The following is a 282-nucleotide window of genomic DNA, read 5'->3' on the forward strand; positions in this document are numbered from 1 at the left end:
CCAGTCGACTTCCAACGGAAGTAAGTTCTTCGACTGATACCAAGCTCAACCCAAGGTTCGTTAAGGCTAGGTCTACCTCCACCTTTTGAAACTTTTCCACCCTTAGCACCTTTCTTAGCGTGCCATTGGCTTTTCTTTTCTGGCGTGAATTCTCGATACGTCCAGTTAGCGATCGACTTCGCTATCGCTTTCACTTCTGACACGGGCAAAGGAACATTGAACTGGCTATTCGTACTTTCTACTTTGTCGTAGACGGCTGCATTCCACTTTCTTTTGTAGTTA

At 45.7% G+C, this 282-nt stretch carries 1 protein-coding gene; it reads right to left on the reverse strand.

Annotated elements, in window-relative coordinates:
- The coding region (locus R8N46_RS24185; protein ID WP_318189673.1) for a primase C-terminal domain-containing protein at positions 1-282 on the reverse strand (282 nt) is incomplete at both ends.

Origin of the sequence: Vibrio sp. 1874, assembly GCF_033344395.1 — a bacterium.
GTDB classification, from domain to species: Bacteria; Pseudomonadota; Gammaproteobacteria; order Enterobacterales; family Vibrionaceae; genus Vibrio; species Vibrio alginolyticus.